This is a genomic window from Methanoregula formicica SMSP (assembly GCF_000327485.1).
Lineage (GTDB): Archaea > Halobacteriota > Methanomicrobia > Methanomicrobiales > Methanospirillaceae > Methanoregula > Methanoregula formicica.
On record NC_019943.1, the window covers coordinates 772,036 to 793,530 of the forward strand.

Here is a 21,495-nt window from a genome sequence, read left to right on the forward strand (position 1 = left end):
GCGTTCTTTGCCCCGGTCAGTACCTGAACTGCGTTATCGAATCCACAAGCGATTCAAGAACAAAATTCACATCCGATTTCCGTATTGCCGAGATCTGGTAGAGGGGGATCTCGTCACCGATCGCGAGGGACCTCCTGATAAGGCCTGGATCGAGGGTTCCCGGAAGGTCGCTCTTGTTTGCCGCAACGGCAAACGGGATCCGCCGCCGTGCAATCATCTCGATCAGGAGGCGTGCACGGGGGAGCTGGTCTGCGTTTGTTGCATCGATGACAAGGAGTGCCCCCATCGCGTGCCCGAGATATGATGGCAGGAGAGAATCGAACCGCTCCTGCCCGGGCGTCCCGTACAGCGTGATGTCGAAGTCCTTCCACCGGATCCAGCCGAAATCCAGCGCAACCGTTGTCATGCTCCCCTCCTGTGCCATCCGGTCGACAGAGTGCCCGTCATCCGCGGCATTGAGGACAAACGTTGATTTTCCCGACGAAGCCGGGCCCGTGACCACGATGCGGGGGATGTAGGGAATGACCCTCCCCTCGCCAATGATGAACGGGACCGAGCGGGCGGGCAGATCTGCCCACGAGGTATGGACGAGGGTGAAATAATTGAACTGCGGGAAGGGCCGGAACGATGAGCGGATGGCAAGGACGAGGTCAAAGTTCAGGTCCCTGATGACATGGTCGAGGAGCTGTTCCCCTTCCAGGTTCAGGTGCTCGATGACAAGCGTGATCTTCTTCTCCCTCTCCTGGGCCGAGGTGAAGATCGCGGCTGCGGCATCGGTCCCGAACTCCTCGTTCAAGAGATCGAAATAGACAAAGATGACGTCCACGTCATGCTCGCGGCAGAGTTTCCGGATCCGTGCCTGTAGTTCGCGTGCCCTGCCTTCCGGTGACTTGCTGCCCTTCTGGATCCGTTCCCAGTCAACAGAATCGAAGAAGGTGACCGGTGCCAGGGCAAGGTCGGGCCGGGCCCCGTACATCCTCTGTACATCGTTCCGGAATGCATCGACCGTTGTATTCGGCAGGACGACAAGGCAGGGGCGTTTCTTTGCCAGTGCACAGGACAGGGTTGAGATCATGAAAAGCTGGCCGTCGACCCCGGGCTCGAGGCTGTACAGGATCCTGCTGCCATCTGGAATGCCGCTTCCCAGCATCTCGTCAAGGCCGTTTATCCCGGTCGAGATCATGGGAGGATGGTCACCTGTCCCTTGGAGACGGAGAATTTCATCCAGTCCCCCGGCACGCCGGAAAGCCCGCGGATACGCATCAGGTTGATATTCTGCTCGACCTTGACCTCGATGACACAGGTCATCAGCTGCTTGATTAAGGAGAGTGTCTTTTCATCGAAGGATTCGCTGTTGAGGATGTAGACCCCCACACCTTCGATCTTCTTCAGTTTTGCCGTGAGCACGTGCAGGAACTGGTACAGGACTTCGAGCCTGCGGTACATCAGGAGGGTGGAGATGGAATTGACACAGAAGCGTATCGGCGGCGGGAACAGGCCGGTCTCGCCGTCGGCAAAATTCCCCTCGAAAATCGTCTCTACCATGTTCGAGAACTTGATCCCGATACCGGTCAGGTCCGTGGGACTGGAAACGAACATCAGCCGGGCGGTATCGGTGATGCCCGGTGTCGAGCTCTTGGTGATGGCATCGATTACCCCGGTGAACCGCTTGTCGGCCCCGGCTACCTTGAATGCGTCGACCACTTCGGCAGCGCGTTCATTGGTCGAGAGGACGATGGCGTACTCGCCCGGTACCGGTTTTGTCAGTGCATAGGCCAGCTGGTCGGCGGCACTCATGGGCGGAGCCAGGATCAGGATATTGGTGCCGGCATCAAAACCGCCGGATGCCTCGTCTATCTGCGCAATTCCCGACTTATAGGTATACATTTATCGATTGATCATTTTATCAGAAGACTTATTAATCTCTCCTGTCGGGCCGGGCAGCGAAGATACCGTGTGAACGGGTGGAGCCGCTCCCTGATCCGGCCATTTTTAGGCATTCCGAAATATTTTAACATTAGGTAAGCCTAAAAATACTGGATGGCGTCAGAGCAGCTGGAAGAATATCTTGAGAGTATCCTTGACATCGAGGAGAAGCACGGGATCGCGCGGACATCGGCGATCGCCAAATGCGTCAAGGTGGCACCTGCAAGCGTGACCGAAGCACTCCAGGTGCTCTCCGACAAGGGCTTTGTGAAGTATGAGCCCTACAAGGGGGCAACCCTGACAGAGCAGGGCCGGGAGATGGCGCGGAAGGTGAAGCGCCGGCACCGTCTCCTCGAGGTCTTCTTAACCGATGTGCTCCATATCACGAGGGAAAATGTCCACGACGAAGCCTGTAAAATGGAGCACACGCTCTCGGATGAGACGGAGTGTGCGCTCTGTAAGCTGCTCAATGCCCCGGCCCGGTGCCCCCACGGCAGCCTGATCGAGGCCTGCGACCGGAAGGTGGAGAGCTGCTCGGCCTGTCTCGATGAAGGGCAGGCCCCGCCCGCGAGCGCCCGAAAAGAACCACTTCTTCCCGTCACCACTCTTGCTCCCGGTCAGAAAGGGACCATTGCATTCATCCGGGGAGATACCGGTGTTGTCCAGCGGCTGACGGACCTTGGGCTCACCCTCAAAACCGAGGTCCAGCTCGTCAGGAAAGCCCCCCTTCTCGGGCCTGTCGAGATTGCAGTCCGGAAGACGAGACTTGCCATCGACCACGCTATCGCCGATCACATCTTTGTCACTCCCTGCGGAGAGAAGAGTAAATGAGCGGGTGCGAAGACTGCAGCGGGTGCGACCTCCTGCACCTGCCCGTGGACACAAAGGCGGAATACGTGGTGGCCCTTGCCGGCAATGCCAATGTCGGGAAGAGCGCGACCTTCAACCAGCTCACCGGCGTTGACCAGGATATCGGCAACTGGCCGGGCAAGACGGTGGAACGGGCCGAGGCCCTCCTCCAGCACCGGGGCAGGCGGATCCGCGTCATCGACCTCCCGGGCATCTACTCGATAAACGCGCTCTCGACAGAAGAGCAGGTGTCCCGCGAGTTCATTGCCCACGACCACCCGGACGTTGTCGTAAACGTCCTGGACTCATCAGCGCTCGAACGCAACCTCTTCTTCACGCTCCAGCTCACGGAACTGGAAAGCCCGCTCGTGATTGCTTTAAACCAGGCGGACCTTGCGGCAAAGAAGGGTATTATCCTCGATGCAGGGAAACTCTCCGCAATTCTTGGCGTCCCAGTCATCCCGACTGTGGCGATCCAGGGAAAGGGGATAGCTGAACTCTCGGATGCAATTGTCCGTGCAACCTGCTCCCGGCCCCGCCCGAAGACCATCCGGTACGGGAAAGAGGTCGAGGACCGAATCGCCCGGATCCTGGCCCTGCTTCCCGAGGGATCCGGGGGCTACCCGTCCCGCTGGACGGCAATCAAGCTGCTGGAAGGCGATCCTGACACGGTCTGGGAAGTCCGGCAGCATTCTCCCGGCGTGGCAGCCGCTGCCCTTGAGTCCGGCCGCGAACTGGAGAAGATACACGGGGAGCCGGCAGCAACGGTCATGAGTGCAGAGCGGTACCATGCTGCTGAAGAACTGGCCGCAGCGGTCATGGAGATCCGGTCGCCGGGGGACAACGAGATCACCCTCACCGAGAAGGTCGACCGCATCGCGCTCCACCCCGTTCTGGGGTACCTCCTCCTTGCCGCCACGCTCGGCGGGCTGCTTGTCTGGACGTTTGTCATCGGTGCCTGGATCTCCGGCGTCCTGATGGAGTTTTTGTCGGGCATCGCCCCGGTCGAACCCCTGATCACGGGATCCCTTCCGGATATCATCTTCAACGGTGCATGGACGGGTTTTGTCGCCGCCCTCACGCTTATCGTGCCTTACGTCATCCCCTTCTACCTCGTCCTTGCCCTGATCGAGGACTCCGGGTTCCTCACCCGCTTCTCCCTCATGCTCGACAAGGGGATGCACCGCATGGGGCTGCACGGCAAGGCCATCATCCCGCTCGTGCTCGGGTTTGGCTGCACCGTGCCGGCCTGCCTCTCGTGCCGGATCATCGAATCCCCCAAGCAGAAACTGATCGCGGCATTCCTGGTCACGCTCATCCCCTGCTCGGCCCGGACCATCGTGATTCTCGGCGTTGTTGCCGTGTTTGTGAATATCTGGTGGGCACTTTTCCTGTACCTGCTTGTTTTTGTCCTGATCGTGGTCCTCGGGCGGCTCGCATTCCGGCTGCTGCCCGGGGAATCGGTGGGCATGATCATGGAGATGCCGGACTACCATGTCCCCCACGTAAAAGGGGTGCTCGGCCAGACCTGGCAGCGGACCCGGTCGCTCATCGGGATCGTGCTTCCGGCCTACATTATCGGGAGCATCGTCATCACTGGGGCCTATGCCGCCGGGCTCCTTGAACCCATCAACGCGGCACTCTATCCCGTCACCGTGATCCTGCTGGGCCTCCCGGCCATGACCGGCGTTGTGTTCATCTTCGGCATCATCCGGAAGGAGATGACCATCCTCGCCCTTGCGGCGATTCTCGGGACAACCGTCTTCTCAGACGTCCTCACCCCGGTCCAGATCATCGTCTTCGGGCTCGTGACCCTGCTCTACGCCCCGTGCATCTCCACGATCCTCGCGCTGGCAAAGGAGTTCGGCTGGAAGGCGGCGCTCTCGATCACAGCGCTCGAGACCAGCCTTGCAATCGCACTCGGCGCACTTCTGTTCCACCTCATCGGCCCCTTCCTCTGACCGGGTCACCATCAGGCCTAATTACCTTGGGCAGGCTATACCTAAGTGAGAATGATCTACTGGCTCTATGCGCAGCTGCTTAGGCGGCAGATTGTGGACCTGCCGGAACAGGTCTGTTTCATGATCAGCGGGGAGGACCTTGCCGGAGCGCCCGAATCGCTCTTTGCTGTCACCTCGTGGTGCAACGCGATCTCGGCCTACGTGACAGCGCACGGCCCGGCTGGCGCACACGGGATACGTCACCTGATGTTCCACATCGCCGCACCGGACCCGGAGCAGATCGATTCGCTCCTTCCGGCCATCCGGAAGATCGGCACGATTGCACACGTAAGCCTCCATGCCGGCAGCCGCGAAGAGACCGGCGGGAGCGGGATGGATGTTGTCGTTGCCGTGGGCAAGAGCGGGAGGGAAGAGATCACGGAGTGCATCCGGAAGATGGCACGGGACAATGTTCCTCCGGAGACCGTGGACGAGAAGGTGATCGAGTCCTACCTGACCTTCCAGTACGCCCCCGATGTCGTGATCAAGAGCGGCGGGGACCACCTCACGGATTTTTTGATCTGGCAGTCCGTGTACTCGGAGCTCTTCTTCTCGGACGTGAACTGGGCGCACTTCCGCGAGGTGGATTTCCTCCGGATCCTGCGGGACTACCAGGCGCGTGTCCGCCGGTTCGGGAAATAATCCCGCCTCATCACCGGAGCCGGATGTTAATCCAGGCCGGTTCCCCGTCCAGCGTCTTCTCTTTTACGGCGAACTGGTTCTTGAGGGCAATGGTGACAGTTTTTTTCTCCGGAACCGACGTGATCCGGTGCTCGCGGCACCACCGGACGAATGCCTGGTAGAGCGCCTCTTTTGTCACATGGTCGTCTTCGGTATCCCCGCGAATGGTCGCCTCGGCGATGAACTGTTTCAGTGCCTGCCCCTTTCCGGTCTTTGCCGGTTTTTTCCGTGCCGGTATTTTCTCTTTTTTCCGGGGAGCACTGGCAGGAAGGGACCGGGCTGCCGGGGGCTTCTCCTGTATCGGGGCCCTGCCGGGCAATGCTGTGGGAACGTTCCTTTTGGCCGGCCGCGGCACCTGTTTTACCGCGGAAGCGGCACGGGGGTCGTCTGCGTTGATGACCGGGTGGATTCCATCGGGGGATGCTGACAACGCAGCACCTGATGTCCTCGCGGCGGCCCCGTCCTTTGCAACGATAACGGGAGCGGGGGGTTCGACCGGTTCCGGCCTCATGGGGTCATACGGGATTCCGGTTGCGCTGGCAAGCGCCCTGTTGCAGATCTCCGTGATGTCAAGGCCGGATACCAGCGCCTGTCTCAGGATATCCTGCCGGATGGCGATACCGGTCAGGCCCCCTGTAGGATCCTCTCCCTTCTTTCCCGTCATGAGCGATCAGTTCCTGATCTGTTGTTCAAGATAGATAGAGTTCGCGATTGCGGACACGATTGGTGTGCTGTAGTTTCAGGCGCTTTTTGCAGCACACCGCTGGTCGTAGATCCGGATGGCCCGCAGCAGGTCGATCTTCCGGAAGAGCGGCCAGTAGGGAGCGCAGAAGTAGACCGCAGACTCGTGCCCTGCCGCAAGCCAGGGAAGGAAGTTCGAGGTCCGGCACTCGTTGCCCGTCCTGATGATCAGGTCAACGGGAGGGATTCCTTTTCCGTGGTGGAGGTGCTCCTCGACCATGCTGACATCGATGGTATCGGGGTCGGCACCATTCTTCCGGACGGTTTCCAGGATGTCCCGGGCGGCAAGGACGATCTCGTTCCTCCCGCCGTAGGCGAGGGCGATGTTGAGGAAGAAGCCGGTATGCTCCTTTGTAGCCTCCTCCGCTGCAAGGACCGCCTCCCTAAGGTCGTCCGGAAGCATCGACGGGTCGCCGACCATCTGGACGCGGATCCGGTACTTCTTCACCCGTTCGTCGGTGAGGACGCTCAGGAACTTCTCCTTGAACATGGCAAAGAGATACCCGACCTCGTTCTTCTCCCGCGAGAAGTTCTCCGTTGAGAACGTGTAGAGGGTGACGTGCCGGATGCCCAGTTCATGTGCCCAGTCCAGCATCTTCTCCGTCTTGTCGGCACCTGCACGATGGCCGGATGCCGTATCCAGCCCGAGCATCTTTGCGTACCGCCGGTTGCCGTCCATGATGATGGCAACGTGGTTGGGGATGTGCCGGCACTGTCTCAAAAGCCGCTGCTCGTACAGGGGTTCGAGAATGCCCTGCAGGTTCATAGCGGAGTCATCTCCACGACCATGCCCCGGTTGGGGTAGCGCTCGATCACGCACTTTTTCCCGGGCATCCCGTCTTTGTGCTCTTCGAGGAGCCACCAGGCCATCTCGATGCCATCCGCCGATTCCTCGAAACTGTCCGGGTCCAGCCGTTCACGGCAGAACTGCAGAACGGCCTCCCGCTCTCCAACCTCCGGCTCGACAATACCGTACACGATGGTGCCGTCATCGGTGATCTCGTCGAACGGGCGGGCAGTGTTCTCTGCGATCCGCTTCAGGCGCTCCCGGAGCTGGACCGAGTCCTTGAATCCCGAGGAGCACCAGTGCACCTTGTCATGCTTCAGGAGTTCCCCTGCCCATTCGCGGGCGCCGTGGATGGCATTGTGGAGTTCGTCGGCAAGCTCGTAGCCCCGCTCCCGCATGGCGTACGCATTGGTCTCCCCCCATTCGAGCTCGTTGATGTTCAGGAAGTCAAGGTACGGGAGCGCAGGGATGAGGAGTTCAAGCCCGGGGAGGGCCGGCACCTCGATCCCGATATCGAAACCCATCTCTTTTGCCCGCTGTGCGGAACGGATGAAGTCCGAGTCCAGGATCGTGTCCCAGCACTCGCGGGGAGGATGGAGCCGGATCTCGTCCACGAGCCCCTGCATCTCCGCAAGTTCGCTGTCTGACGGGGCCTTTGCCGTGTAGAGGTGGATCTGGTGTTCCGTCCCGAAATGATCCTTGAGCATCCGGCAGTACTCCGTCACCTTCTCAAGGCAGAGGAGCGGTTCGCCGCCTGTGACCCCGGTGCCGAGTGCGCTCATGGTCTCGGCTACTTCGATGATCTGCGACGGGACATCGATAGGGACTTCATTGGCATAGACAGTGTCCGTCCCTTTCCGCTCCGATGAGAGCGGGCAGTACCAGCAGGAACGGTGGCAGCGTCCCGTGACGAAGAGGACCATCTTTGCGCCCTGGTGGCAGAGAACACAACCGTCTGAGAGTGTCATGGAGTGCATCCTGTCCGCGATCCCGGCAGGGACCGGTACCTGAAATGTGATCTTAGTATTAGGCAATATGCATTCAAAACCCTTCTTCTGTGGCAGAACTATCTTTATAAGTCAAGCAAGACACGAGTTAATAGATTATGAGAGCCGGTACAACGGGGCAGAACAGGGATCATGCTCTTTCTGAAGTAATTGGTTTTGTCCTCCTCCTGGCCCTGGTGGTTGCTGCTGTATCTCTCTGGACTATCTATATCGTTCCCGTCAACGGCAGGGAGGCAGAGATCGTCCAGATGAACAGTGTCAAGGACCGGTTCACGGATTACAAATTCACCCTGGACTCGCTCTGGATCAACAACCAGTCCGGTGTAACGACCTCGACATCCTTCAACCTCGGGACCGGACAGGGCGTTACGGAAGCAGGCGGTCTCTTTCTGCCCCTGCTCAACCCGATACCCTCCTCCGCGGTCCTTTCAGTGAAGGACGATGGCGACAGACTGGTGGTCAATTCCAGTACCCTCCCGGAAGGAAAGGTATTCAATCTCTCCGTGCTGGAATACCAGTCCGGCAATAATTACTGGGTCCAGCAGCGGTACTATTACCAGACCGGGGGTGTCTTCCTCAAACAGGATAACGGGTCCATCTGCCGGATCTCTCCCTCCTTTACCCTTGCACGGACCTCCAGCGGCACCAGCGAGTTCGCATCGGTTACCCTTATCCCGATCCAGGTGCTGGGGGGCAGTTCGATTGGCGGAAAGGGGCCGGTACGGGTTGATTCGCAGTTACGGACTCCCGTAAAGCTTGCCACGCAGGAGCAGAACAGTTATGTGAGTATCCGGGTCGATGTTGCCGACAAACCCACGGCCCTGATGTGGATGAATGTCTTAAACGAGACACGCGTGCGCGGGGGTATCACGTCCGGTTCCTGGTATTCCTTTTCTGTTACCGAAAACCCGGTGACCAAACGGGGCACGGCATTCATGAACATCACCGGTCCTTCTGTTTCAGGTTCCACCCAGGACATCATCTTCACGCTCCAGTCTGTCGATTATGCCGTGACGATCAATAACATTGCATCGGGTATTACATGATGATCCAAAAGACTGGCAGGATGCGGGGACAGGCCACTCATGGAACGGGGGATGGTGATGGCGTATCCGAGGTCATCGGCGCGGTCCTGCTGATCTCCCTCGTCGTGACCGCAGTTGCGCTGGTTGCCGTATTCGTGAACTCACAGGCCACTCCCCGGAATATCCCGGATGTGAACTTTATGGTGGGCAGTGACAACAGGAACCCGCTCACCCTCTACCTCACCCACAACGGGGGCGACATTCTCCCCCTCGGGTCATTCTCGGTGTATGTTGATGGTACGATGAGGGCGTACTCGCTCTCCGGTGGGGGAAATGAATGGTCGCTTGGCAAGAACCTCGTAGTGCCGCTGTCATCCGGAGAGAAACCCGGTACAATCATCCTGGTGTACAATGCAACAGGATCCGGGGGCTCCGTGATCGGGTCTGCCTCGGCCGATGTATCCGTGCCCTCCGTGACCGCTGCCCCGGAGATCATCATCCCCCCCTCCGTCTGCGTGAATATCACCGACCCGCAGATCGTGCTCTCCGTTGTCCTGAACAACGTATCGGTTATCGGCGATGCTATGAACCAGTCCCCCTCGACAGTCGGGCCGGTGATTGCAAACGTGGTCGGCGCCAATTCGATCAGTTTTTACCGGGAAGGTAAAGCAACGATCGACCCGAATACTCACCTCTCGTTGAATATTACCGGGGCAGGATCGACCATCTCGTATGGAACGACCACCTCGAAGAGCCTGGGAATTGGGGATATCCTTGTGGTAACGCTCTCGAAAAGCAGCCCCGGGTCCTGGAAGATCTTCGGCCTTGGCAACCAGATCTGGGAATTTTCGGCCGCTGACAGCTCGAAAGTAGTTGATATCAGCTGGAAACACAAGAGTAACGGAACCTGGACAAATACTTCGGCCACCCAGTTGTTTCATACCTGGATTACCGGATACCAGGATGTAGGATCAACCCTGACCGTGCGGTCAACCGGCGGATCGTATTACACGGCCCTTGCGGTTAACGGTACAATGGTAATCGATGGGGTAAATTCAAGTACTGTTGTTATCCAGAACATCCGACCGGTGGGGGTCGGGTTGTTTGTCCTGGAATATGACCCCAACTCAGACAGCATGTATTTCGTCGGGAACGCACAGAGCGTGAGCGTGACATAACCATGGTATGTGAGTACGGCCCGCATTCTCTGCACCACTGCCTCTACGACGATTCCGGTGTTTCCGAAGTGTTCGGCGCGGTAATACTTATCACAATCATTGCAGCTGCAGTTGGCCTTGTTGCTGTCTCTGTATTCTCACAACCTCCCCCTGAGAAGATCCCTGCGGTGAATTTTCTCTTCGCTTCCAAAGGCAACATTATCACCATTCACCACAACGGGGGCGATCCCCTTCCGGAGGGTAATTACCAGATCCTGGTGAACAGCTATCCAGTCCCCTCCGGTTCGATAACAAAATTCCCGTCTCCTGCCGGCAACTGGGTGATAGGAGATACGCTCACCATACAGATGAACGACCTGTCGCCATCATCCTATGTCCAGGTGGTCTACCTGGACGGATCTGCATCCTATGTCCTGGCTTCGAACAGTACACCGGGAGGGGCTGGAGGACCCTATGCTCCCGTTGCATCATTCATTACCGATGTTTCGTCAGGCATTGCCCCGCTGGACGTGCAGTTTACCGATACCTCGGAATACAGTCCTGACTCATGGGTATGGGAATTTGGCGATGGATCGATATCTTTCACCCAGCACCCGGTACACACATTCACTTCAGCGGGGACTTATACCGTCAGGCTTACCGCTGAAAACAGCCTTGGCAGCAGCACGGCAACAAGGATTATTACTGTATCCGGCGCCCCCGTGCCTGTGGCCAATTTTACCGCCAATGTAACATCCGGTATCGTTCCATTGACTGTGCAGTTCACGGATCTCTCGGAGAATAATCCGACCTCATGGTCATGGGTGTTTGGCGATGGGAATGTTTCTTATCAGCAGAATCCGCAGCACACGTTCGTATCTGTTGGGAATTACACCGTAAGTCTGAACGCGACAAATTCTGCGGGCTCCAATTCTATGACAAGGACAGAGTATATCCAGGTTTCTTCGGTCCCCTTTGTAAACTATGTTATCGAAGAGAATGTCTTCGTCTATGGAAGTCAGTTACGCTTCTCCGGTGCGAAGGTTGCCGGACCTGATGCTACCGTTGTCATCACGGAATCCTTATCAACCAGCGACCTTAATCGAGGTGCCTCCATCGCAGTCAACACCCTCTACATTGACGGGGATGTAACCCTTGACGGAGGGAGTGCAGGACTTGGTTCGGCGGTCAATCCGGGAAATATTTATGTCACCGGTGACATGAACCTGCTGAGTGGAACGCGGGATATCTATGGCGATGTCTATGTCCGGGGAAATCTCCGGCTGAAAGACGCACGGATTCATGGAAATGTGTACGTTGACGGCGATGTTACCCTGTACTGGACACCCTGGCTTGCTCCAGGTTCACACATCTATTATACCGGGACGCTCAGCGCCCCTGCATATTACAACCAGGGAATCCTGGACAAATGCATCCATCAGGCAACCGTTCCGGGATTTGCCATGCCGGATACAGCACTGCCCTCGGTAAAATCTTCCGGTTGGTATGCAGCGCGTGGATATGTCTCGTCCGGACCTTTGACCGATAACCTGAAAATATTTGCCCCCGGTTATTCCTCCAGTTCCTGGACTTCTACAGTCAATGATGTTGTCATTATCGCAAGTGCCGGCGACATCTCAATTACCGGCCTTGGCGGCAGTGGATTCCGGGGTGTGTTGTTTGCGCCAAATGGAAAGGCTACCTTTAGTGGAGGATTCTTCGAGGGGGTTGTCATTGCCCGGGATGGTTTCGATGTCATCAGTGGAGGGACTACGGTAACCTTCAAAAACCTTGAGACGTATTTCACCAGCCCTGATGATTATCCATTCTGATATTTTTTGTAATCTGTAAGTGATTCCCGTATCCGTGACATTGGATCGGGAAAAAGGCAACCTGACTCTACATAACGGGATTTCCCTGAACGTCATCCCAAAAAGAATGGGATCCCTGATGATGAGAACTGTTGTGAACCGGGAATTGGTTGTTACATTCTGAATCCGTTGAACAATACCGTATTGGCACGTTTTGCTGAGTGTATTATCCAATAGTACTCATATCATATGCTCGTGTGGATCTCGACAACGCCATAGGGGATTGACGTATCGGCGGATGTGACCATATTCCCGTTCTTGTACACTTCCACCAGGATATTCCGCACTGATCCATCCCCTTTCTCAAGGAAAGCATCGATGTTCCCTACGGCCATAGAGAGCTGGAAGATCTGTTCCCCGGAACTGTTTACCGCCCGCTCAAAGCCGTTTGCCGAGATAGTCCCGGTATACTGTCCCGGGTAGAGAACCCGGACAAAAACCCCGGTTGAAGGTACGGGAGACGCTCCAGAAGGTGCGACCGTCTCAGGGATAGTTGTCACAACAAGCGGCCCGACGGGTGTAGCATTTCGGATGATTGCAGGCCCCACAGGAACATGCATCTCGAGTGCTCCCCGCGGCCTGCTTGTCACATCGCTCTCAACAACCTCTCCTCCATTATACACGCCAATCTCCAGAGCTTCCCCGGAGCCGTCCCCTTTCTCGACAAAGATATCGATGACTGTGTCGTGTACCGGCATCTGGTAGATCTGGGTTCCGGAACTGTTCACATCAATCTGGAGGCCACCGGCAGAGAGCGTTCCTGCGTAGTATCCCTGATATGCAATCTTTACCCAGATCCCGTTCCCCGGAACAGCACCGGGGGGAAGGGTTGCCTCAGCTACAGAATCTGGTATCGTCTGTCCCGGCTCATGAGCAATATTCGAAACGGCTGCGGCCGGTGCGGACACCGGTGCAGGCGTCGGCGTTGCAGTGACCCCTGCCTTTGCTGCGGCCGCCTTCTCCCAGTGCTGGAGCCCCGGTTCCGGTATCGGGGAGACCATGGCCACGAGCAGGATGGCTGCAAGGAGGACGATGGCAACAAGGGTGAAAGCCGGGGATACCGGTTTCGGCTCGTCAGGGAGGGCCTGCCGGGTGCCCTGTGCGGGGCCGTATACCGTCCATTCCGGGACGGCCGGACGGCCGGTGGGTGCAGCGGTATCCAGCGTTCCCGCGTCCATCCTCTCGCGCCGGGCGCGGGAATAGTAATCTGCAGGTGTGGGATCGGGCCGGACCGGTACTCCCTGCTTTTCGAGAACGGTAAGGCACCGGTCGCGGTTCTGGATGTTCTTCCCTGCGGCAAGGAAGATGAAGATCAGCTCGATCCCGCGCATACCCCCGTCGGCGGTACCGTAGGTGATCCGGATCACCGGTTCCCGCAGCCGGTTGGTCTCCGCGGAAGCAAGCGTGATGTCCTGATAGGGGATCTCCAGCCGGGGCTTTCCTGCATCCTCGCAAACCAGGACTAGCCGCCCCTCGAGAAAGACGGCTTCGTAGCCGATACCGTTGATGATCAGCCGTTGTGTCCTGTGGATGACCGCATCCCCGCTCTCATTGCCCGGAGTATCCATGGTCCCCTGCCGGAGTATACCAGTAGTTACTGTACCGCTTCACCCTAATAATCTCTGCAGTATTTCAGGGGCTGGCAGCATCATTCCCCGTGCCTGTCAGGTTCGCGCACCTCCGTGTTCCGGTTTACGAGCAGGTTCCAGGCATCGTGGGCCCGGTTGTACCGGACAAGCACGCCTCTGAGTTCCAGTACGGTGCCGTAGCCGGCAGAAAGCAGCGCCTCGTTTTCCGCTGTTTTGTGAAATGCCGGCAGGACGGCATAGACCGGGGCTTTTGCGGTGCCATCGCAGACCTTGAAGAGGCGGGTCTTTGCATCGCCGAGTTCACCGCTCATCTTTGCAACCATGGTGTTCACCCGCTTTCCCACGTGCAGGTGCAGTTTCGAGAGCTGGAGGAACTTTGCCGCGGAGGAAAGCCGTAAGCCGTCGCGGGGTATTGCGGCCCGCCGGAGGACTGCATAGCTGTACTTGATGTCCGTGTTGATGTACCGGTACGGCTCATCACACCGGGCAAGGGTCTCCATCAGACGCGTGGGGCGGATGGCCGGTGCGGTGGCAAAACTCCAGCACCGCGGAGCTTTGCAGGCAGTGCCCCGGAACAGCGGGCAGGGGGAATGCACGACAAGCCCGGCAGGCTCAAGGCCGGCGGCAAGCGTCCGCATGCGGGTTGAATTAATCTCGTCTGCCGGCTCGATAATGAGAATGGCGCCATCGGGAGACAGCCGCTCCGCGAACCGTCCGACAATTCCGGCCCGCGGGTCTCCCGACCGGTCCGCGAGTTCCCCGAGGACATTGGAGAAGACGATGAGGTCGAACCGTTCCGGCAGGCCTGCAGGGAGCGGGTCGCGGATGTCCGCCTGTTTGGGGGGCTTGACCGAGACCGGCCCGCCCCGCGGCACGAATGCGTCCCTGAGAGAGAGGAACGCCTCGATATGCTCCTCCGACTGCTCGATAGCGTAAACTGAGGCCTTTACCCCGTCAAGCCGGGAGAAGAAGTCCGCGATGGCGAGCGGGACAACCCCCGGCCCGGTCCCGGCATCCAGGATTGTCATCGACTTTTTCAGGAACCCTTCCTCGAAAAGCCGCAGGAGCAGGTGTTCTGTCTGCATGAAGTAGACCGGGAAATGGTAGGCAAGGTACCCGAGCACGCTGTAGCCTTTCGTGTACCGGAGCGAACGCTTGTGCAGGGGCTTCCAGTAGTCGTCTTTCTGGGCCGTGATCGCCTTCCGGAGCCGTTCGGCCGTGACCGGGTCATCCCAGGGCTTCCCGACCTTCTTTGTGATGTACTCCTCAATGGCAGTTGCAAGAACCGGGGGCAGTTCCCTCTTCTCAAGGAATGTGCTGGTGCGTCCCCGCCCGCCATCGCCCGGGAGCAGTCTGTTGATCTCGACATCCCCGCCCCGCCGCGTTGCCGCAAGGCCGAGGCGGGGCAGTTCCGGTGCAATCGCCCGGTAGATCTCGTCGACAGTCATTGGTGCGTCGAGGTACCGAATAATCTCCGAAAGCAAAAACGAGGACCGGGTCCCGGCAACGTACTGTATCGTGGAGATCAGGGGATTTCCGGCCATAACCTGCCGGATAGTAGGGTGACAGCCCACATACATCTTTCGTCAGGGCGATACTGCTGCTCCTCCATCGTATCGGACGAGTGATCCGCACCTTTTTGGGTTTACCGGACAGAGAGGCTATCATCCCATGATCACTCTGCCTTCCGGTGATGTCTCTCACGATGACATCGGACGTTTCTTCGCAGGCCGGAATATCGATGCATTCTGCATTGCGGATGCAGACAGGATATTGGCACCATCGGGACGGCACCCCCGTGATCTTCTCCCGGGCTGCAGGACGGTGATCCTCTATGGCGCATTCATGACAGATCGCCTCTTTTCCGGCACGGATGAGGAACGGGCTGAAGAGACCGGGCGTACTAAAGCAGTTCTCGAATCAGCAGCCGTCGCTCTGCGGGACCGGTTCACGCAGTCCGGATCTGCGGCGGAAGCGATCCTTCCCTCATTTCCCCTGAAGGTCGAAGGGGGCCGGTTGCAGGGCAGGCTCTCGCTCAAACACTGTGCAGCGGATGCGGGATTTGGTAGAATCGGGGAGAACACGCTCCTCATCCATCCCGGGTATGGCAACCGCCTGGCGCTGGCGGCCGTGATAACGGAACAGCAGATCGTCCCGTCACCCGCACCCGGTGTCCTCCCGTCCTGCACGCATTGTCACCGGTGTGCAACGGTCTGCCCCGAAAAGGCGATCCATGACGGGATCGTTGACCAGAAACGGTGCCGGAACCTGACGGAGTACGTGCCCCCTGTTCTTCGCCCGCTGACATGGCGGCTGATGCGGGGACGGTGGAGTGCCTGTTTTGTTACCGCCCTCGTGAACAGTGCCGGGACGCACCTTGCGATCAGCTCCCCGTGTGTTGCCTGCATGACGGTGTGCCCGCACTTCAATAAGGAAAGACGGTGACTATTGTACATGCTCGACCACTGCCCCGGTGCCGCAAACCTCCGCACACCGACGCTCGCCATCAAAAAGTGCCCCCGGTGCGGTGACGAGGTTGAACTCTTCTCAAACGATGTCTCCGTGAAGTGCAGCACCTGCGGTTTTGAGGTGTATAACGACACCATCTCCTGCGTCCAGTGGTGCAAGTACGCAAAGGAGTGCGTGGGCGAGGAGACCTACCATAAAGTGATGGCGCAGCTGAAGGCACAGGAGAACGCACACAAAAAACCGTGACCGCCCTTACGGCAGGGCCAGCATCCGTTCGATCGCGCCCCGTGCCCTGGCAGCTACATCGTCCGGCACGGTGACGCGGGGTTGGAGCGTCAGCAGGGCGTCGCGCACCTTTTTGAGATCTGTCTTCTTCATATTCCGGCAGATGCCCTTCTCATCGAGCGGGAAGCACGCCTTGTCCGGGCATTCTTTTTTCAGCCGGTAAAGGATGCCGATCTCCGTTCCGATGATGAATTCCTTCTTCTTTGAGGCTGCAACCTCGCGGATGATCCCCGAGGTGCTTGCCACGTGGTCGGCAAGGTCGATGACCTCCGGCCGGCACTCGGGGTGGACGAGCAAAACGGCATCCGGGTGGGCTTTTCGTGCTGCCATCACCTGCGATGGCGTGATCCGGTCGTGGACAATGCAGAACCCTTCCCACGGCATGACCTTCTTCTTCGTGAACCGCTGGGCGTACCGCCCGAGGTTCCGGTCGGGGACGAAGATGATCTCGTCCTCCTTTACGGAGTTGACCACCTTCACGGCGTTCGAGGACGTGCAGCAGATGTTGCTCTCGGCCTTGACCTCCGCGCTGGTGTTGACATAGCAGACCACGGCAGCATCAGGATGCCGCTCCTTTGCAAGCCTCAGCTCGGGAGCGCTGATCATCTGCGCCATGGGGCAGCAGGCATCCTCCGCGGGCAACAGGACGGTCTTTTCGGGAGAGAGGATCGCTGCGGTTTCGGCCATGAAATCCACGCCGCAGAAGACGATGACCCCCTCCTCCCGTGTGGCTGCCGCCCGGGAGAGTTCGAGCGAGTCCCCCGTGATATCCGCGATATCCTGTATCTCATCGGGCTGGTAGTTGTGGACAAGGAGGATCGCGTCCTGTTCCTCCTTCAGCCGTTGGATCTCCGCTCCGATCTCCGCGGAACCTGCTAACCTGTCCATAATCCTGTATCCTGTTCATCGCAGATTCCTATTAAACCGATGCTCCCGGCCGGCACACCCGGATATTTATGCATCCGGCCCGCCCAGTACCTCACAAGGTTATGAAGATCCTCCTTCCGGATAAAAGCTGCCGCGATGCCGGGCCCGGTCCCGTGACCGTGGACGCCCTCCTTGCAAAGCTCGGGTTTGACCCTGTTGACGTGATCGTCTCGCGGAACGGAACGCTCGTGACGGAAGATGCGGTTGTCGGGAACGATGATGAGATCCGGATCATCCGGATTGCCCATGGAGGATGAGCGGTGGGGCACTCCGTAGGACCCGGCACGACTCCCCGCTGCGATACCTGCGGAGAACCCGCAGTCTACCGGGAGAGAAGGACCGGCCGCCATCTCTGCCGGGACCATTTTATCGCGGATGTGGAAGGGCGTGTCCTTGAGACCATCTGTTCGCGGAACCTGATCGCCCCGGGCGACCATGTTGCCATCGCCCTGAGCGGCGGCAAGGACAGCACCGCCCTCCTGATGATCCTCTCCCGGGTTCTGCCATCCCTTGGGACCATCCGGCTCTCCGCGATCACCATCGATGAAGGGATTGCCGGCTATCGCGAGGATACCGTCCGCTCGGCCGATATGCTGGTCGCCCGCTTCAGTATCCCGCACCTGACGGTCTCGTTCCCGGAACTCTTCGGCGGCACGCTCGATACGTTCCTTGCGGGAAGGGAACCGGAGGCGTGCAGCGTCTGCGGGATCCTGCGGCGGAAGGCGCTGAATGTTGCAGCGGAGCGGGCCGGTGCAACGAAACTTGCTACGGGGCATAACCTTGACGACGAGGCCCAGTCGGTCTTCATGAACGTGCTCCGGGGCGACCTGCCCCGGCTCGTCCGGGACTCGGGCAGCGATTCGCAGGGCCGGTTCATCCCCCGCATCAAGCCCCTGATGTTCATTTCAGAGAAGGAGATTGCTGTCTACCTCATGCTCCACGGGATGTGGGCAGACCTTCCCGAGTGCCCGTACGCGGTGCATGCCCTCCGCGGCGAGGTGCGGCGCATGCTTGCCACGTTCGAGTCAAAGCACCCGGGCACGATGCTGAACCTCATGAAGAGCAAGGCGAAGATTGAGGCGCGGTGTGGCGGGCTCCTGATGAAAGAGACCGTTCACCACTGTCGGGAATGCGGCGATCCGTGCAGCGGGGAAATCTGCCAGTTGTGCAAGCTGAAGAAGACACTGAGATAAACTCCGTGTCTCAAGAGAAAGGGACTATTTTGATCATTCTGTCACCGATCTGCACGCTAAAATCTGGATTAGTTAGATGATGGGGGCTGATGCCCCCATACCCCCGGTTGTGATGAACGGCCGCCGCCCCGTGGGGCGACGTCGAAGGTTGAAACCTTCTCCCGTCAATTCTCGCTGATGCGATGACTGACTCCCCGCGGCGGCATCAATTCCTTTTATGAAAATAACTCTTTGTCGAAGTATCCCTTTCAGGTAATGCGGAGGCATCGCATGCGCCCCCGAGTCGAAGAACGCATCCGCGTTCTTCTCATCCTCCTGGTTTTTCAAACCCGTCGGAGGCGCAAGGGGGGGCGATCATATACGCTGAAAATGGTTTTTCTTCTTAGGATCCAGAGAAAACGAATCTAAAAAGGAATTTTCTGGTTTTCATCACTGGAGAAATAAATCACTGCGGGGCGGATGCAGCGCCGGTGATCCGCTCCGTATGCGTGTAGACCACCATCTTGCTGCTCCGGGCAAACCCGACAACGGTGAGGCCGGTCTTCTCTGCGGTTTCGACGGCAAGCGTTGTCGTTGCCCCGCGGGAGACGATGATGGGGATGCCCGCGATCAGGCACTTCCTGACCATTTCTGACGATATCCGTCCCGATACGATCACCCAGGTCTTCGAAAGGTCGATCCCGTTCCGGAGTGCGTGCCCGATGACGCGGTCGAGGGCATTGTGCCGCCCGATATCCTCGGAAACGGCAAGGACCCTCTGCCGGTCCAGCAGGGCAACGATATGGATGCCTCCCGTTGTTATGTGGAGCTCGGAGTTCAGGACGGCTTTGACGGACGTCCAGATATCTGCCGTGCTGATGGAATAGTCAGAGCAGACCTTCGGCAGCTTCTCAGTATCGATATACGACGTGCTCCCGCCGCATCCCGAGAGGATGGTCTTTTTGGGGCCCAGCACCTTGAAGAGGTTCTTGGTGATAACGCTCATCCGGTTCTTCTCGATCTTAATGGACTCGATCTCATCGATGTTTTTGATGATCTGCTCGGTGTAGAGATACCCGGTCACGAAGTCCTCGAGCTGGACCGGGCTCATCATTGCCGTCATGGCGTGCCGCCCGTTCACGAACAGGGCGAGCGGGACCTCCTCGATGACCTCGTGGAGGTCCTTTCTTGTCTTCTCCCCGTCGACCTTGATACAGCCGAGTCTCCTGTACATATCGGCGGGCTGGTGTGGTTTTGTCATCGGTATGCTGCTCCTTTATCCCAGCACTTCGTCCATGCTGCCGCTGCGGTAGCCCGCAAGGTCGAGCGTGATGTAGGCGATCCCAAGGGAGCGGAGGTATTCCACAACGGGATCCTTCTCCTCAAGTATTCGCGCCATATCCTCTTTATGTACTTCGATCCGCGCAATGGTCCCGTGGAGCCGCACGCGGAACTGGGAGAACCCGCGGGCAAAAAGGAACTCTTCCGCTTTCCCGATGATCCGGAGTTTTTCCGGTGTAATCCTGTCACCGTACGGGATGCGCGAGGAGAGGCAGGCTGCCGATGGCTTCTGCCAGACCGGAAGTCCCATCTCCCGGGCGATGTCCCGGATGTCCTGTTTCGTGCATCCGGTCTCGATGAACGGGTGGACGATTCCCTCCTCGGTGGATGCCCGGAGCCCCGGGCGGTGCTCTTTCGTATCGGAGATGTTGACGCCGTCGGCTATGCAGGCAAGACCGAGTTCACCGGCCTTTTTCCTGAGGCAGGTTGCCGAGATTTTCCTGCAGTGGTAGCACCGGTCCTCCGGGTTGCTGCAGAAGGTCCCATCCTCAAGAAGGGGTACCGGGATGACATCCAGAGCAAGGCCGAGGCTGGCGGCGATCTTCTTTGCCTCTTCCACCTCCGCCGTCGGGATGAGCGGGCTGTCGAGCAGCACCAGGCGGCACTTCTCTCCCAGCGCATCTTTTGCCAGGGCCGCGAGGAGGGTACTGTCGACGCCCCCGGAGAAGGAGATAAGCATCGGGCCATGGTTGCGGAGGTTTTCGATAAGATCGTGCTTTTTCCCTGGAACCGTCATGGTTGTATCACCGACCGGAATAAGAGCATAGTCCCTGTGGCAGGATTCAACGGCACTGCTCCCCGAAGGCAGAGGGAGCATTGCATGGGCTCTCCTCTTCGCCCCTCAGCTGCCGGCAGATGTCGCAGGTGCGCTCCACCAGGTTGAGGTCCTTTTTGTTCTGCAGGTCCTGTGCCAGCTGGCCGATCGATTTTTTCACGTCGTCATCGAACTCGATGCGGTACCCGCGTTTCCCGGAGAGGTACTGGGATACTGCCGAAGGCGCCATCTCCAGCACCCGTGCTGCTTCGACCTGCGACATGCCGCAGCGGACCAGTTCCGCGGCGATGGCTGCACGGATGGCCGGAAGCACATTCCACACAATCTTCTGGCAGGGAGATTCCATGATACACAACCGCCGGGTTTTCCGTCTAAAGAGAGATGGTCGTTACCATTGTGATTGTGTTGCAGCGCACCATATAGGTTGGCTCACTGGAAGTTTGGCAGGTGCCGGCGTGCGATCAGTGCTCCGGCTTCCCCGCACCGTGGGCATGATCCCCGGGGACCCAGCGGCCGCCGTCTTTTGTCAGTTCCTTTTTCCAGATCGGCACGCTCTTCTTGATCTCCTCGATGATATGGCGCGAGCCGGCATAGGCTTCCTCCCGGTGGCCGGCGCTGACAACGATGATGAGGATGTTCTCGCCTACCGAGAGTCGGCCGATACGGTGGATGATGTCGACATGCAGGAGCCCGTGCATACGGGTTGCATCGGCTGCGATCTTTTCCATTTCGGCAACCGCAACTTCCTCGTATGCCTCAAGTTCCATCTCGGTAATATCGTCGTCGCGCACGATTCCGTCAAAGACAACGACCGCCCCGGACCCGGGCTTTTTTGCAGCAGTGATGAGCGCCCCGATATCCACGTCCTCGTTCTGGATCCTTACAACCATGAT

The 21,495-nt window shown here is 58.5% G+C and carries 22 protein-coding genes; 10 read left to right on the plus strand and 12 right to left on the minus strand.

Translation table 11 applies throughout. The annotated features are described in order from the left end of the window. Positions 1-16 precede the first annotated feature (16 nt). Entirely contained in the window at positions 17-1,183 is a 1,167-nt protein-coding gene (locus METFOR_RS03940; RefSeq protein WP_015284810.1) for a GTP-binding protein, read from the minus strand. Further along, the gene (locus tag METFOR_RS03945; protein ID WP_015284811.1) at positions 1,180-1,887 is read right to left on the minus strand and encodes an RAD55 family ATPase; all 708 of its coding nucleotides are present in this window, start codon (positions 1,885-1,887) and stop codon (positions 1,180-1,182) included. The genes METFOR_RS03940 and METFOR_RS03945 overlap by 4 nt, the downstream gene beginning before the upstream one ends. A 153-nt stretch (positions 1,888-2,040) precedes the next feature. Here METFOR_RS03945 and METFOR_RS03950 point away from each other — a divergent pair, with 153 nt between their 5' ends. Genes METFOR_RS03950 through METFOR_RS03960 form a run of 3 tightly spaced genes read left to right on the plus strand, consistent with a single transcriptional unit; the run spans position 2,041 to position 5,417 of the window. Next, positions 2,041-2,757, plus strand: a complete 717-nt coding sequence (locus METFOR_RS03950; RefSeq protein ID WP_015284812.1) for a metal-dependent transcriptional regulator — start codon at positions 2,041-2,043, stop codon at positions 2,755-2,757. Continuing rightward, positions 2,754-4,736 carry a ferrous iron transport protein B gene (gene feoB, locus METFOR_RS03955; RefSeq protein WP_015284813.1) on the plus strand — a complete coding sequence of 661 codons (1,983 nt, stop codon included), beginning with the start codon at positions 2,754-2,756 and terminating at the stop codon, positions 4,734-4,736. The genes METFOR_RS03950 and feoB overlap by 4 nt, the downstream gene beginning before the upstream one ends. Before the next feature lie 51 nt (positions 4,737-4,787). Continuing rightward, on the plus strand, positions 4,788-5,417 hold the full coding sequence (locus METFOR_RS03960) for an undecaprenyl diphosphate synthase family protein (protein WP_015284814.1): 630 nt from the start codon (positions 4,788-4,790) through the stop codon (positions 5,415-5,417). A 10-nt stretch (positions 5,418-5,427) separates the two neighbouring features. Here the strand turns inward: METFOR_RS03960 and METFOR_RS03965 are convergent, their stop codons facing one another. From METFOR_RS03965 to METFOR_RS03975, 3 genes are all read right to left on the minus strand, one after another. After that, a complete protein-coding gene (locus tag METFOR_RS03965) occupies positions 5,428-6,120 on the minus strand; it encodes a hypothetical protein (RefSeq protein WP_015284815.1) in 693 nt (230 codons plus the stop codon). Between the two features lie 75 nt (positions 6,121-6,195). Continuing rightward, positions 6,196-6,963: a polyprenyl diphosphate synthase gene (uppS, locus tag METFOR_RS03970; RefSeq protein ID WP_015284816.1), complete on the minus strand. Its 768-nt coding sequence runs from the start codon at positions 6,961-6,963 to the stop codon at positions 6,196-6,198. After that, the gene (locus METFOR_RS03975; protein WP_015284817.1) at positions 6,960-7,952 is read right to left on the minus strand and encodes a radical SAM protein; all 993 of its coding nucleotides are present in this window, start codon (positions 7,950-7,952) and stop codon (positions 6,960-6,962) included. The genes uppS and METFOR_RS03975 overlap by 4 nt, the downstream gene beginning before the upstream one ends. A 137-nt stretch (positions 7,953-8,089) precedes the next feature. Here METFOR_RS03975 and METFOR_RS03980 point away from each other — a divergent pair, with 137 nt between their 5' ends. The 3 genes from METFOR_RS03980 to METFOR_RS14445 are packed head-to-tail and all read left to right on the plus strand — an operon-like array spanning position 8,090 to position 12,005. Further along, positions 8,090-9,037, plus strand: a complete 948-nt coding sequence (locus METFOR_RS03980) for a hypothetical protein (RefSeq protein ID WP_015284818.1) — start codon at positions 8,090-8,092, stop codon at positions 9,035-9,037. Continuing rightward, positions 9,034-10,194, plus strand: coding sequence for a type IV pilin N-terminal domain-containing protein (locus METFOR_RS03985; RefSeq protein ID WP_015284819.1), 1,161 nt, complete (start codon positions 9,034-9,036; stop codon positions 10,192-10,194). The genes METFOR_RS03980 and METFOR_RS03985 overlap by 4 nt, the downstream gene beginning before the upstream one ends. A gap of 2 nt (positions 10,195-10,196) precedes the next feature. Beyond that, entirely contained in the window at positions 10,197-12,005 is a 1,809-nt protein-coding gene (locus tag METFOR_RS14445) for a PKD domain-containing protein (protein ID WP_015284820.1), read from the plus strand. A 224-nt stretch (positions 12,006-12,229) separates the two neighbouring features. Here the strand turns inward: METFOR_RS14445 and METFOR_RS03995 are convergent, their stop codons facing one another. Both METFOR_RS03995 and METFOR_RS04000 read right to left on the minus strand, forming a co-directional pair. Continuing rightward, the gene (locus tag METFOR_RS03995) at positions 12,230-13,612 is read right to left on the minus strand and encodes a hypothetical protein (RefSeq protein WP_015284821.1); all 1,383 of its coding nucleotides are present in this window, start codon (positions 13,610-13,612) and stop codon (positions 12,230-12,232) included. A gap of 80 nt (positions 13,613-13,692) precedes the next feature. After that, on the minus strand, positions 13,693-15,177 hold the full coding sequence (locus tag METFOR_RS04000; protein WP_015284822.1) for a small ribosomal subunit Rsm22 family protein: 1,485 nt from the start codon (positions 15,175-15,177) through the stop codon (positions 13,693-13,695). 127 nt (positions 15,178-15,304) lie between these two features. Here METFOR_RS04000 and METFOR_RS04005 point away from each other — a divergent pair, with 127 nt between their 5' ends. Together METFOR_RS04005 and METFOR_RS04010 are read left to right on the plus strand one after the other, a co-directional pair. Continuing rightward, on the plus strand, positions 15,305-16,078 hold the full coding sequence (locus METFOR_RS04005) for a hypothetical protein (protein ID WP_015284823.1): 774 nt from the start codon (positions 15,305-15,307) through the stop codon (positions 16,076-16,078). 9 nt (positions 16,079-16,087) lie between these two features. Continuing rightward, on the plus strand, positions 16,088-16,348 hold the full coding sequence (locus METFOR_RS04010; protein WP_015284824.1) for a hypothetical protein: 261 nt from the start codon (positions 16,088-16,090) through the stop codon (positions 16,346-16,348). 6 nt (positions 16,349-16,354) lie between these two features. Here METFOR_RS04010 and nadA read toward each other — a convergent pair whose 3' ends face one another. Next, positions 16,355-17,275, minus strand: coding sequence for a quinolinate synthase NadA (gene nadA, locus METFOR_RS04015; protein WP_015284825.1), 921 nt, complete (start codon positions 17,273-17,275; stop codon positions 16,355-16,357). 101 nt (positions 17,276-17,376) lie between these two features. Between nadA and METFOR_RS04020 the strand changes: the two genes are divergently transcribed. Both METFOR_RS04020 and METFOR_RS04025 read left to right on the plus strand, forming a co-directional pair. Beyond that, positions 17,377-17,571, plus strand: coding sequence for a MoaD/ThiS family protein (locus METFOR_RS04020; RefSeq protein ID WP_233504444.1), 195 nt, complete (start codon positions 17,377-17,379; stop codon positions 17,569-17,571). 3 nt (positions 17,572-17,574) lie between these two features. Then, positions 17,575-18,507 (plus strand): TIGR00269 family protein, encoded by a 933-nt coding sequence (locus METFOR_RS04025; protein WP_015284827.1) that lies wholly within the window; start codon positions 17,575-17,577, stop codon positions 18,505-18,507. A gap of 445 nt (positions 18,508-18,952) precedes the next feature. On the opposite strand, the gene fdhD is transcribed toward METFOR_RS04025, so the two are convergent. The 4 genes from fdhD to METFOR_RS04045 all read right to left on the minus strand — a co-directional run bounded on the left by fdhD (position 18,953) and on the right by METFOR_RS04045 (position 21,492). Further along, a complete protein-coding gene (gene fdhD / locus METFOR_RS04030; RefSeq protein ID WP_015284828.1) occupies positions 18,953-19,747 on the minus strand; it encodes a formate dehydrogenase accessory sulfurtransferase FdhD in 795 nt (264 codons plus the stop codon). 15 nt (positions 19,748-19,762) lie between these two features. Further along, positions 19,763-20,644, minus strand: coding sequence for an ATP-dependent sacrificial sulfur transferase LarE (gene larE / locus METFOR_RS04035; protein WP_015284829.1), 882 nt, complete (start codon positions 20,642-20,644; stop codon positions 19,763-19,765). After that, a complete protein-coding gene (locus METFOR_RS04040; protein WP_015284830.1) occupies positions 20,610-20,948 on the minus strand; it encodes a transcriptional regulator in 339 nt (112 codons plus the stop codon). The genes larE and METFOR_RS04040 overlap by 35 nt, the downstream gene beginning before the upstream one ends. Before the next feature lie 115 nt (positions 20,949-21,063). After that, positions 21,064-21,492: a molybdenum cofactor biosynthesis protein MoaE gene (locus METFOR_RS04045; RefSeq protein ID WP_015284831.1), complete on the minus strand. Its 429-nt coding sequence runs from the start codon at positions 21,490-21,492 to the stop codon at positions 21,064-21,066. Between the last annotated feature and the right edge of the window lie 3 nt (positions 21,493-21,495).

Bases quoted from the DNA above. Each gene is read 5' to 3' on its own strand.
- METFOR_RS14445 (WP_015284820.1), top strand. From the start codon at position 10,197: ATGGTATGTGAGTACGGCCCGCATTCTCTGCACCACTGCCTCTACGAC.
- METFOR_RS04000 (WP_015284822.1), bottom strand. From the start codon at position 15,177: ATGGCCGGAAATCCCCTGATCTCCACGATACAGTACGTTGCCGGGACC.
- METFOR_RS04040 (WP_015284830.1), bottom strand. From the start codon at position 20,948: ATGGAATCTCCCTGCCAGAAGATTGTGTGGAATGTGCTTCCGGCCATC.
- METFOR_RS03965 (WP_015284815.1), bottom strand. From the start codon at position 6,120: ATGACGGGAAAGAAGGGAGAGGATCCTACAGGGGGCCTGACCGGTATC.
- METFOR_RS04020 (WP_233504444.1), top strand. From the start codon at position 17,377: ATGAAGATCCTCCTTCCGGATAAAAGCTGCCGCGATGCCGGGCCCGGT.
- METFOR_RS03985 (WP_015284819.1), top strand. From the start codon at position 9,034: ATGATGATCCAAAAGACTGGCAGGATGCGGGGACAGGCCACTCATGGA.
- METFOR_RS03950 (WP_015284812.1), top strand. From the start codon at position 2,041: ATGGCGTCAGAGCAGCTGGAAGAATATCTTGAGAGTATCCTTGACATC.
- METFOR_RS03980 (WP_015284818.1), top strand. From the start codon at position 8,090: ATGAGAGCCGGTACAACGGGGCAGAACAGGGATCATGCTCTTTCTGAA.
- larE (WP_015284829.1), bottom strand. From the start codon at position 20,644: ATGCTCCCTCTGCCTTCGGGGAGCAGTGCCGTTGAATCCTGCCACAGG.
- METFOR_RS03995 (WP_015284821.1), bottom strand. From the start codon at position 13,612: ATGGATACTCCGGGCAATGAGAGCGGGGATGCGGTCATCCACAGGACA.
- METFOR_RS04005 (WP_015284823.1), top strand. From the start codon at position 15,305: ATGATCACTCTGCCTTCCGGTGATGTCTCTCACGATGACATCGGACGT.
- uppS (WP_015284816.1), bottom strand. From the start codon at position 6,963: ATGAACCTGCAGGGCATTCTCGAACCCCTGTACGAGCAGCGGCTTTTG.
- METFOR_RS03975 (WP_015284817.1), bottom strand. From the start codon at position 7,952: ATGACACTCTCAGACGGTTGTGTTCTCTGCCACCAGGGCGCAAAGATG.
- METFOR_RS03960 (WP_015284814.1), top strand. From the start codon at position 4,788: ATGATCTACTGGCTCTATGCGCAGCTGCTTAGGCGGCAGATTGTGGAC.
- fdhD (WP_015284828.1), bottom strand. From the start codon at position 19,747: ATGACAAAACCACACCAGCCCGCCGATATGTACAGGAGACTCGGCTGT.
- METFOR_RS04045 (WP_015284831.1), bottom strand. From the start codon at position 21,492: ATGGTTGTAAGGATCCAGAACGAGGACGTGGATATCGGGGCGCTCATC.
- nadA (WP_015284825.1), bottom strand. From the start codon at position 17,275: ATGGACAGGTTAGCAGGTTCCGCGGAGATCGGAGCGGAGATCCAACGG.
- METFOR_RS03945 (WP_015284811.1), bottom strand. From the start codon at position 1,887: ATGTATACCTATAAGTCGGGAATTGCGCAGATAGACGAGGCATCCGGC.
- METFOR_RS03940 (WP_015284810.1), bottom strand. From the start codon at position 1,183: ATGATCTCGACCGGGATAAACGGCCTTGACGAGATGCTGGGAAGCGGC.
- METFOR_RS04010 (WP_015284824.1), top strand. From the start codon at position 16,088: ATGCTCGACCACTGCCCCGGTGCCGCAAACCTCCGCACACCGACGCTC.
- feoB (WP_015284813.1), top strand. From the start codon at position 2,754: ATGAGCGGGTGCGAAGACTGCAGCGGGTGCGACCTCCTGCACCTGCCC.